We start from the raw sequence: 10,481 nt of genomic DNA, 5'->3' as shown, positions 1-10,481 counted from the left end.
AGAAGAGTATGACGAAGCTGTATCGGGATGACCAAATCGAACCGTGTTTCATAACCGACGGCTTGCAGTCCAGTGACCTATCAGCTCCTTCGTATCGGACGAAAATCTTGATGAACCATCCCTGATGGCAAGTTGGCGACGTGGCCGGCGCTGAGGAGGAGAGGCGACGAAAGACGGAATGTTGAACGCTATCCGACGGTGCTTTTTCACTTTCTCTTGGCGTTGCATGGTACGGGGGACCCAGTTTTACGTGAAACACCTGCGATCCCGTAAGGTCCGCAGATGCTTACCCAAGAAGCGTTCGAAGGTTGTTGCGAATGAGGCTAGCTATATCGCTCGAAGGTAGTCCGCGCATGCGGGCCAATTCCTCGACGACGCTTGCGACATCGCTTGGTCGCGAAGGTCTATCGTCGGTACGAGTGAAAGGACCGTCGGTTTCCGTCAAAATCCGATCCAACGGGATGGTCTGCACCATTTGCGCGTGCTTCTCATTGCCAAGCATTCCTGCGTTGATCGAGAAGTAGCAGCCTAACTCCAGCGCACGCTTCGCCTCGCTCTGTGTCCCGGTGAACCAATGAAGAACGATTTTTCCGCGTTCGGGTGGTAGATGCGTCTCGACAAGATCAAGTACCGCTTTGGCTGATCTGATGCTGTGGACCGTGATGATTTTCCCGCCGGCCTGCGCGCAGCGCTGCAACACATACTGGAATACGCGCTTCTGCGCGTCGAGCGACTTGAAGAACCGGGGGCCAGCGTCCAATCCGACCTCACCGATGTAGCGCGTCTCCGCAAGGTATCGATCCCATAATTCGATTTCCTTTTCACGTTCAGCGACCAATTGTGGATGCAACCCCAGTGCCGCTCGAACATGCTTCGTACGCTGGGCGAGTTCGTGATTGCGAGGCCAGGCCCGCGGGGTTGTCGTCACAGCCAGCGTGAACACGCTGGCCGCCTCTGCATCCCGAACTGCCACGGCATGGTCCGGGTAGAGATCGAGGTGGCAGTGGAAGTCCACGAGTCCGGCTGTAGAGGTCATGCACGCATCCTGGTCAGCTCGGTTTCGCCTCGGTGCCATCAAGGAGCCGCGCAACTTCGTCAAGGCCGCGCCGATAAACATCAGCAAGCTCATCCAGATGCGCTGCTTCGTCAGCAAGCGAACCCGGTTTGTGAATCAAGAGATTCGCGAGCTGCGGTTTTCCTCTTAAGCGCTCAATGGCATACTGAAACGACCTGACTTGTATTCCGATCGCTTGGCGCGTATCTAACGGCTGAGCATGAAGATCGGATACGGTGTACGTCGTCAGATCGATCCCCGTACCCCATGCTGCCTCCAACGCTGCGCGGCGGATCAGGCATGGCAGGCAATAGCCGCAGTTCTGAATGCCATGCCCTAGCCATCGGGCTTTAGCGGGGGATGAGCACGACAACGAATCTGGCGCCAAATTCTTCAAGAGCGTTGGGTTCTGGCAGGCTGCGGTCATCTCACCCTTCGTCTTATCCCAGTACGGATTCCGAATCTTGCCGTCGATACCGAGTTCGCCGAGCAGGTCGTTCCATCTTGCCATGTAGTAAGGATGCGTGGTGCGAGTGCTGTTCGAGCCCAGCCGCAAAGGGTCGAGGGGCACATTTAGAGCGATCAGCCCATTCTCGGGTACGCGCAGTACAAAGCGGCGCCCCAGCCCAGTCCCCGCGAACACACCGAGCGCAAAGAACAGGAACGACCTGCCGCGCGTGCTGTCTTCCGAACCAACGTTGGCTACCAAGCCTTTCTTGAAGATCATGCCGACACGCAGCCGTTCGAAGGATGACTTGGCGTACTGCTTTCTCAAGCCCGTGAACAACTTGCCTTGCGCGTCGCTGATTGAACCTTCACCGAAATGACTGACCAATAACGGCGTGGCACCATCCTCTAGTAGGTCGATGGCGCCAATCAGGCTGTCCAGTCCGCCGGAAAAAAGGCTGACGGAATCAAAAGGGGGAGCGATCAGGCTCGGAGGTGCCGCCTGGCCGATCGTTGCAAACCGGGTCGGACGCGCTCTGAATCCGATCGTCCAGCGATCGCCTGTCAAGAAGTCAAGCGACTTTTTTAGCGTCGGTGTTGCTGCGCCCCAACGAGCTGGATCGCTGACTGGAACGACCAGCCGTATTTCGCGCGTCCACGAGTCCTGCGACTGCTCGGCACGAGAGATGCGTGTGTCTGCGGCATGGACGTGAGCGGCCAGCACCAGAAGATCGATGCCGATCTCCGAGGGAAACACACCGATCTTCTTCAAATCGGACAGTGCTCCACCAATTCCATGCCCCAAGGACCTCTCGCCGACGACGAGTTGCAGATAAGTCCTCTGTTCGTCAGCACCAGCCGTCACATCGAGATGATCGTCAGGACCGAAGCGGCCCACGAGGAGTTGACGCTTCATTGGTTGATCTCCGCATCGCCGAGGGTCTGCAAGATTGCAAATGCAGATTCGTACACGGCGTCCACAAAGCCCTGAATCCGCTCAGACGTGAGATTCGGGGTCTCCGCCCGAGCGCGCGTTAGCGCGTCGCTCACACCTCCGCGAATGAAGTCTCGCAACTGTTGTTCGACACGGTGCGCAGCCTGCGTGTCTGCCGGCATAGTCACGGATTTGGTGCCGATGTCATTGCAGATACGCGCTTCGATCGCATGGGTGGCATACAGCTCAAAGACCGTCTGCATCTGATCCGGCGTGAAGGTAGTCAGATCGGTGAGCCCTTCACTTGCCAGTTCAACTATGGTTTCGATGAAGGCCTCGCGGGCGATGCCTTCATCGACAGTGCCAGCGCCTGGGCAGATGTAGTCAGCCAAGCCTACGAAAATTTCCGTGATCGGGCGGCCCGCTAATGATTCCAGGTCCAGGGCGCGCAGCGCTTCGCGCACGCCCCGCGTTTGCGCATCAGCTAGGAAGCCGAGAAGCCGAGCGCCAGAGCCTCGGGAGGCGCCCATGCGTTGGGCCGCCTGACGCGCACCTCCTGAAGACGTTGAAACGTACTTCGAAACTGCGCGGCCCAGACTGGCCCGATCGCTGCCGCCGGAGCCCGCGAATCGCGTGAAGTTAGTGCGAGCGCCGGCGAAACGTTGCGGGTCCGCTGTCCGGGGAATAGGCGGACGGTTCGGCGGCACCGGTGGTGCAGTGCCATCCACGGGCGCCTGGCCGTCCGAACCTGCCCCATTGCCCGGAGGGACAGCAGAAGCGTCACCGCCACCGGCGTCGCCCAGCCATGAAGGAACAAGCGGTGTTCCGCCGCCAGGGCCGCCATAAGCTGTCGAGGTTCCCATCAACGTCCTCCCTTCGGACCCTGAAGCGCTGCTTCGGCGCTTGCCTTGAGGACGGGGTTGTTGGTGACCTTGCTCCAGCCTTCCAGCAGCTTCGTGAGGCGCGTGGCGCATTCGGTGTCTTTGATGACACCCTGCCAGCCGCTGACCGCCCAAGGCCCGCACTTGCCGCTTGGCAGTGCCTCCAGGAAATCCATCAAGTGGGTCTGAAGGCCGGGCTGGGCCTTCACGAGAACAACGAGGCCTTCGACACCCGCCGGCTTGATGTCGAAGGCTCCCGTGCTCATGATCTTGCTGCGCACGGCCTCAAACACCTTCTCGGCTTCGGGCTGCACGAGCTGCTTCAACTCGGTCTCGTAGCTTTGGACGGTCATCTTGCCCCCGAACAGCTTCTCCACCACGCCAGCCAAGTGACCCAACACAGACACCGGGCCGAAGTAGTCCTTCTTGTCCTTTGTCACGAACAGGTAGGGTCGCAGATCGAGTCCCGACAGCTTCGGTGAAAGGTGCGCCCAGTCGCGCACCGTCTCCAACGACTTCCACTCGGTCAACACGGCGCTGTCGGGTGCGGGCGGGGGCTCGCTGGTCTTATGCCCCTTGGGCTCACTCTCTTTGTCACCAGCCGTCGCCAAACCCGTTTCCAGCGCTTCCAGGTCTTCGCAAAGTCCTTGCGGATGGATCGCCGCAACGAACGCGATTTGCTCGAACAACCTCGGGATGAAGCGTTCCGCGAGCATGAGTTTCGCGAGCACGGGGAGCTTGATGTCGTCGCCGAAACCGCGTGCGATAGCGGTGCGCTCGCGCAACAACAGTGTGTTGAGGAAGCGCTTGATCTGTCTCGGGTTGCCCTTCGTACCGCTGGCCAGGATGGGACCGATCTGGTCGCTGAGCGCAAGCGCATTGTTCGCCTTCTCGGCCTGCTTGCCGAGTGCCGCCTTGACAGTCGCTGCGTCCAGACCGCCGCTGGTCCAAGGCCGCTTCAGCTTTTCCCGAGCGACAGCGATCAGCTTCCCATAGTCTGCGTCGTTCTCGCCAATCTCGGCGCCGGTCAGCAACAGCGTGACGTAGATCCGGGTCTCGGTCTCACCCAGGGCCGGAATACGGAACGGAACCTGGATGAGCTTTTCGAGATAATTGCGGGCGTAATCGCGCGGTCCAGTGCTGTCGGGTAGATCAGGAAAGTGCTTACGCACTGCGTATTCGATCATCGCCTCGTCTGCCGCAACGACGAACGCCGTCTGTGCAGTGAAGACAAACAATCGGATCGCTTCGAGCGTTTCAATGGCGGTGTCGGGCAGGCAACGGTCGAGATCATCGATCAGGACAACAAGCTGCTTGATGCCTGCATCTTTCAAGAGCTGGTCGAACGCCTTGCGGAACGCCTCTACTTCCTCCGGCACATTCTTGGACTCATCCGGCTTCAGCAGAGCCTTGGCCTCGTCGATGGCCGTCGAGATGTTCTCGTTCGTCACGAGCTTGGCGGGGTCCGCCACCAACGCTTCAAGTGAGCCGACGATGGCTCCGATTTGCTCGGGCGTCGGGATACCCGTGAACGCGGTCAAGGCCAAGCCACCTGCTCTCTTGGCGACCTTCAACCAGTCGATGCGGCGGAAGACGTCCTTGACGGCTGCAGCCGCCTTGTTCAATGCTGGTCGTTTCTCGACCAAGCCCGTCACAATCCCTTCGATCAGGGCGATCTTCGCGTCCTCGAAGCCTTGAAAACGCCACCCATTGAATTTGAGGCACAGGACATCGCTCTTATCTGCGAAGCCCGCCTCGATCATTTCGAGCACGCTGGACTTGCCCGCTCCCCAGTCGCCGTGCACGCCGATCGTCACCGGATGATCGGGCTTGGCGCGAAGCAGCCCAATGATCGTGGCGGCAATGGCCTCGTTGTTCAGGAGATCAACTTTGGTTTCGTTGTCGGTCAGGATCACTCGTCTCCTCCTTTTTTTTATTCGGAGTGGGGCAGGGCTGTGCCTGCCTCTTTAAGGGCCAATAGTCGTCTCTTTAGTGGCGCTGCATCGCCAGGGTGAAATCTTTCCAGGTGCAGCACTTGCCCCATCGCCTGGGCATAAGGGCCTCGATCAAACGAAAGCGCTTCACCTTGTGCGATACGTCGTTCAACGGCATGGACGATGGCGCGAATCTTGCTGCGCGTGGCCCCGTCTAGTCCAGGCTTGCTGTTCACTGCGAGCTTTGTGACGGCCATTCGGCGAGCTGACGTGGCAATTTCGTGTTTGGCTCGTTTGGCCTGGTAGCCATGCTTGAGTAGCATGCCGTACACCTGCCGCAGGACCTCTGTCTTTTCCTCGTTGCTCATGAAGGCCTTGCATGACACGGCAATGTCATCGACATAGCGGGAATAGACAAGCCCTTGAGCCGCGAACTTGGCCTGCAACGCCGATTCATCTCGCCAGAACACGAGATTGGCGAGGAACGAACTGGTTATTGCACCTTGAGGCAGTTCGCCGTGTCGGGTCGTCAGTCGTGTTAGACACCGGGACACTTCTTCACTGAAGCCGAAGAAGCTGCGCCAGATGCTGAACACGCGGTCCGCCGACGTAGAAGGGAAGAATCCGCTGATGTCCTCGTTGATGACGATCCGGGCGCGGGCATGGAGCGAGGCGTTAACCTTAGCATCGCAGCCCTTGATGCTGCCGGTTAAGTAGGCCGGATAAGTCACGTGATCTAGGATGTGGCTCTTGATTCTTCGGTGGACACCCTTCAGCGGCTCCAAGGCATCGTAGGCGATTCGGATGCTGCCGTCCGGTTTGACGATGCGCTTTGCAACGCGATAGAGCCCATCGGCACGTTCGGCCAGCGCCAGCAATTCGTTGGTCGACAGCCCCAGCGGAACATTCAGGGCGTGCAGCGTGCCGATGCGGCGCTGGCTATAGGAGGGAGCGCTGGTTGCTGACGGGCTCATTGAGTAGTTCCAGTGCTGTGCGGGCAAGGTCTCCTTGCAGCGACTTATCGATGCCAGCCAGATCATCACCTTCGGCGCCGAGGAAAAAAATGATTCCTACGGGCACATGCAGCGCGTGGGCGATCTTGGTCATGGTGGAAAGCGTCGGATCGCGCTTGTTGTTTTCCAGCATGGACAGGTAGGAAACCGAGCACTCAGCTTGTCGTGCGAGATCGGCCTGAGAGAGGCCCCGCCGGGTACGACATAGCTTGATGGCTTGTCCAACATTCATGGTTGACTCCGGTATTCAAATATTGGGCTTGCTGCGTCTTGGCTCACTTCCATCACTTCATCCAGTCAGTGAGATTGCTCACTGCGCGAATGACGATGTCAGTGATGCGCAGAGCCCGATACACGAGTTCTCCGTGATCAAGCTCGCGCCTTCCTGAACTTTCAAGCACGTCGCGGAGTTGCCGCAACACATCATCCAGTTCTGCCAGAGCGCCAGCATCGAGTTGGCCGTAATGTGCATCGCGCAGCTTTTCGAGCGTTGCGATGCTGTTCTTCAAAGTTTCAAACTTCATAGATAGCTCCTAAACCCGGCAACAACGCCGAAGCCCCGTAACAAGGCGATTGGCCGAAAGGAGCCAACTCGATGCGCAAGCCCAACACCAGTCGTCGCGGCGATTGAAGCCCCGTCCTTGCAGCTATCCGATTGCGCTTTGCGATTAGCAGATTGCATCTGGCTAACTGCGGTGCGCGGGACGATGCGAGGGCGGACCTTCACGGCGGACCGATCGTTACCGGTCTGCCTCACCTCAAAATCTCCAACACTGGACGAAGGAGCGGCCTGAATCACTTCAGGCAGTGCACTGACCTTTCGCTTTTACGGTAAGAGCAACACTTCAAAGAACGTGTACCTAGGCGATTCGCCTAGCCGACGCCATTACAGCATAGGTTTAGGATTTTGTCAATGAAATTTCACTGTTGGTAAATTTTCGATGCCTAATAGCGTTCACAGGCCACCTGGGGGATGATCGATTGCGCTACGCGCCAAGCGGCCAGTGGTGTCTCCGCTCCTACCATCACTTCGTCCACCGGCATGGCGGCGTAGTCCTCGGTGAGTGCTGTCCTGACTTCCGCCGATGTTGCAAGCCACTTGGAGCGCCGGGAGTGGCTCACTCGTCGAGCGTGCACCTAATTCCGGCGTGACAATGGGTGCCACGTGGCCGACGCCGAGCGGGAGAAGCAGCACAAGATGGGATGTTGAGCGCCTCCGACGATGTCAACTCAGCCGCTCCTGACATTTCATGGTATTTTTCATGGCATCTATCGTAAATTGTCTGTTATCATGTTGATATATATAAAGATTTTTTCACAAATGACAATAGAGTGGGAGTGAGCGTCAGGAATCAAACCAGACGTGCCCACCCCGGCGGCAGACGCTCGTGCGCTGCACGGCGTCCAAGCTGCCCCTTGACCCAAGGCAACGCTGAACAAGCCCCTCGCGTGTCGCGCATCCCGGCTTGGGGCGGTTCTCCGGCCTTGCAGCCCATCCCCAGGCTGGGCGCGCGCCATCACGGGGGCTTGTTCAGCGTTGCCCTAAACTGCCTTCACTGACTTTGGAGGCAAGGCATGGATCACGCGTTCTGGCTGCAGCGCTGGCGCGAAGGGCGCATCGGTTTTCATCAGCAGCGGGTACTGCCGCTGCTGCAAAAGCACTGGCCGAGCCTGGATCTGGCGCAGGGCAGCAAGGTGTTCGTGCCGCTGGCGGGCAAGTCGCTGGACATGCTCTGGCTTGCGGAGCAGGGTTTGCGCGTGCTGGGCGTTGAGCTGTCCGAGCTCGCGGTCAAGCAGTTCTTTGCCGAGCACGGCCTCACGCCGCAGGTCAGGCACACGCCCTATGGCATTCACCACGTGGCCGGGGCGATCGAGCTGATCTGCGGCGACGCCTTTGCGCTCGATGCGCAGGCGCTGGCCGACTGCAGCGGCCTGTACGACCGCGCGGCGCTGGTCGCGCTGCCGCCCGAGCTGCGCGCGCGCTATGTCGATGAGCTCATGGCGCGCCTGCCCAGCGGCTGCCGCGGCCTGCTGGTGACGCTGGACTACCCCCAGGACGAGATGCAAGGTCCGCCGTTTTCCGTGCCCGAGGCCGAGGTGGAGCAGCGTTATGCGCCCCGCTGGGAACTGCGCCGGCTGGAGCAGCGCGATCTGCTGGCCGATGAGCCCGGTTTTGCCGCGCGCGGGCTCAGCGCCATGGCAACATCGGTGTATCGGCTGCAAAAACAATGAAGAGGCGCAAACCAATGAAGAAAAGTTCGCAACGACTCGCCTGGATGGCAGGCACGGCGGCGCTGCTGCTGGCCGGCTGCGCCGCCACCGACAGCCGGCTGCCGCAGGTGCAGCAGGGCGTGACCGCCGACGGCGTCAAGACCGTGGCGGTAGCGCCGCGCAGCCTGCTGTGCGAGCAGGCGCACTGCCCGACGCTGTCGGCGCACTGGAGCAGCCAGCGCGCCGGCGTGGTGGTGCTGGTGATAGGGCTGCCCTTCCAGACGGCCAAGGTCAGCAGCGCCGACTTTCATTTTGGCCGCAGCCAGGTGGTGCGCCTGCGCGTGGCGTCGAACGAGGCCGCGCCCGACCTGGGCTACCCGGCCACGGCCTTTGACGTGCCAATCTCGCTGATCGACGCGCTGGCCTACAAGCCCGACGGCTGGGTGCGCGTGAGCACCGATGCCGGCACGGCGGTGCAGGAGAGCGTGAGTACCGGCGAAGCGCAAAGCGATGCGGTCGATGGCATGCGCGCCTTCCTGCACGCGCTGGACAGCGCCACTGGCACCCCGCCGCAGGCCAGGCGCGGCGGCGCGGGATTGTTCGATCTGCTGCGCTGAGGCCCTCAGAGCCCGGGGAGGGCTCTCAGAAGCGCTTGACCAGCACCTGGCTCTTGCGGTCCCAGTTGTACTTGCGCTTGCGCGCTTCGGGCAGCCAGTCAGGCTCCACCGGCACGAAGCCGCGCTTGAGAAACCAGTGCTTGGTGCGCGTGGTTAGCACGAAGATGCTGGCCAGGCCCATCTCGCGCGCGCGCTGCTCTATGCGCTTGAGCAGTTTTTCGCCGTCGCCCGTGCCCTGGCTGTCGCTGGAGACGGTGAGAGCGGCCATCTCTGCGGTTTTCTCGTCCGGATAGGGGTAGAGCGCGGCGCAGCCGAAGATCACTCCGTCGTGCTCTATCACCAGGTAGCTGGAGATGTCGCGCTCGATCTCGGTGCGGTTGCGCTTGACCAGAGTGCCGTCGCGCTCGAAGGGCTCGATCAGGCGGATGATGCCGCCCACGTCGTCGATGGTGGCCTCGCGCAGCTCTTCGAGCTTTTCATCGATGACCATGGTGCCTATGCCGTCGTGCACGTAAATCTCCAGCAGCAGCGAGCCATCGACCGCAAACGGCAGGATGTGGCTGCGCTCCACGCCGTGCTCGCAGGCCTGAACGCAGCGCTCCAGGTAGAACGCGGGGTCGGCCGGGCTGGTGGGCTCGGGCAGTTCTTGCAGCAAGCGGCGCGCGCGCGCCAGGGTGATTTCGGTGTCGATCGGGTTGGCCTCGCCAGCGTCTTCCAGCGGCCGTTCGCGCACGCCGGGAATTTCGGTCAGAAACAGCAGCTTGTCGGCCTGCAGCTCACTGGCCACGCGCGTGGCGACTTCTTCCATGCTCAGGTTGAAGGCCTCGCCCGTGGGTGAAAAGCCGAAGGGCGAGATCAGCACCAGCGCCTGCGAATCGAGCGCGCGCTGTATGCCTTCCACGTCCACCTTGCGCACCTTGCCGGTGTGCTGAAAGTCCACGCCATCGACGATGCCCAGCGGCTGGGCGGTGAGAAAATTGCCCGAGATCACGCGCACGCGCGCGTCGGCCATCGGCGTGTTGGGCAGGCCCTGGCTGAAAGCGGCCTCGATCTCGTAGCGCAACTGGCCCGCAGCCTCTTGCGCGCAATCGAGCGCGATCGGGTCGGTCACGCGCACGCCGCGGTGGTGGCGCGGGGTGTGGCCTTTCAGGCGCAGCTGCTCGCTCACCTGGGGGCGAAAGCCGTGCACCAGCACGATCTTCACGCTCATGGCCTGGATCAGCGCCAGGTCTTGCACGATGTTCTGCAGCTTGCCGGCGGCCACCGCCTCGCCGGTCAGACCGACGACGAAGGTCTGGTGGCGGAACTTGTGGATATAGGGCGCGACCGAGCGAAACCAGGGGACGAAGGTGAAATTGAAGACGGTGGACATTGCGTGCGCGGTGGTTGA

Annotated in this window: 10 protein-coding genes; 2 read left to right on the top strand and 8 right to left on the bottom strand. The window is 60.8% G+C overall.

The annotated features are described in order from the left end of the window. Window positions 1–286: 286 nt before the first annotated feature. The 7 genes from qatD to KUD94_RS04300 all read right to left on the bottom strand — a co-directional run bounded on the left by qatD (window position 287) and on the right by KUD94_RS04300 (window position 6,787). Window positions 287–1,036 carry a Qat anti-phage system TatD family nuclease QatD gene (gene qatD, locus KUD94_RS04330; protein ID WP_218238587.1) on the bottom strand — a complete coding sequence of 250 codons (750 nt, stop codon included), beginning with the start codon at window positions 1,034–1,036 and terminating at the stop codon, window positions 287–289. A 13-nt stretch (window positions 1,037–1,049) separates the two neighbouring features. Beyond that, entirely contained in the window at window positions 1,050–2,417 is a 1,368-nt protein-coding gene (qatC, locus tag KUD94_RS04325) for a Qat anti-phage system QueC-like protein QatC (protein WP_218238586.1), read from the bottom strand. Then, window positions 2,414–2,965 (bottom strand): Qat anti-phage system associated protein QatB, encoded by a 552-nt coding sequence (qatB, locus tag KUD94_RS14675; protein WP_304516293.1) that lies wholly within the window; start codon window positions 2,963–2,965, stop codon window positions 2,414–2,416. The genes qatC and qatB overlap by 4 nt, the downstream gene beginning before the upstream one ends. A gap of 332 nt (window positions 2,966–3,297) precedes the next feature. Further along, a complete protein-coding gene (qatA, locus tag KUD94_RS04315; RefSeq protein ID WP_218238584.1) occupies window positions 3,298–5,232 on the bottom strand; it encodes a Qat anti-phage system ATPase QatA in 1,935 nt (644 codons plus the stop codon). 17 nt (window positions 5,233–5,249) lie between these two features. Beyond that, the gene (locus tag KUD94_RS04310; RefSeq protein WP_218238583.1) at window positions 5,250–6,224 is read right to left on the bottom strand and encodes a reverse transcriptase family protein; all 975 of its coding nucleotides are present in this window, start codon (window positions 6,222–6,224) and stop codon (window positions 5,250–5,252) included. After that, window positions 6,190–6,495 carry a helix-turn-helix transcriptional regulator gene (locus KUD94_RS04305; protein WP_218238582.1) on the bottom strand — a complete coding sequence of 102 codons (306 nt, stop codon included), beginning with the start codon at window positions 6,493–6,495 and terminating at the stop codon, window positions 6,190–6,192. The genes KUD94_RS04310 and KUD94_RS04305 overlap by 35 nt, the downstream gene beginning before the upstream one ends. 52 nt (window positions 6,496–6,547) lie before the next feature. Further along, window positions 6,548–6,787, bottom strand: a complete 240-nt coding sequence (locus KUD94_RS04300) for a hypothetical protein (protein ID WP_218238581.1) — start codon at window positions 6,785–6,787, stop codon at window positions 6,548–6,550. A 1,051-nt stretch (window positions 6,788–7,838) separates the two neighbouring features. Here KUD94_RS04300 and KUD94_RS04295 point away from each other — a divergent pair. Both KUD94_RS04295 and KUD94_RS04290 read left to right on the top strand, forming a co-directional pair. After that, window positions 7,839–8,495 carry a thiopurine S-methyltransferase gene (locus KUD94_RS04295; protein ID WP_218238580.1) on the top strand — a complete coding sequence of 219 codons (657 nt, stop codon included), beginning with the start codon at window positions 7,839–7,841 and terminating at the stop codon, window positions 8,493–8,495. Between the two features lie 14 nt (window positions 8,496–8,509). Continuing rightward, window positions 8,510–9,091 (top strand): hypothetical protein, encoded by a 582-nt coding sequence (locus KUD94_RS04290; RefSeq protein ID WP_255569047.1) that lies wholly within the window; start codon window positions 8,510–8,512, stop codon window positions 9,089–9,091. Between the two features lie 25 nt (window positions 9,092–9,116). On the opposite strand, the gene argA is transcribed toward KUD94_RS04290, so the two are convergent. Next, the gene (argA, locus tag KUD94_RS04285) at window positions 9,117–10,463 is read right to left on the bottom strand and encodes an amino-acid N-acetyltransferase (protein WP_218238579.1); all 1,347 of its coding nucleotides are present in this window, start codon (window positions 10,461–10,463) and stop codon (window positions 9,117–9,119) included. Window positions 10,464–10,481: the final 18 nt, after the last annotated feature.

It is taken from the genome of Comamonas sp. NLF-1-9 (assembly GCF_019195435.1).
In the GTDB taxonomy this organism is placed as follows: Bacteria; Pseudomonadota; Gammaproteobacteria; order Burkholderiales; family Burkholderiaceae_C; genus Comamonas_C.
Note: the sequence above shows the minus strand (reverse complement) of the source record. Positions and strands in the feature narration are given on the sequence as shown.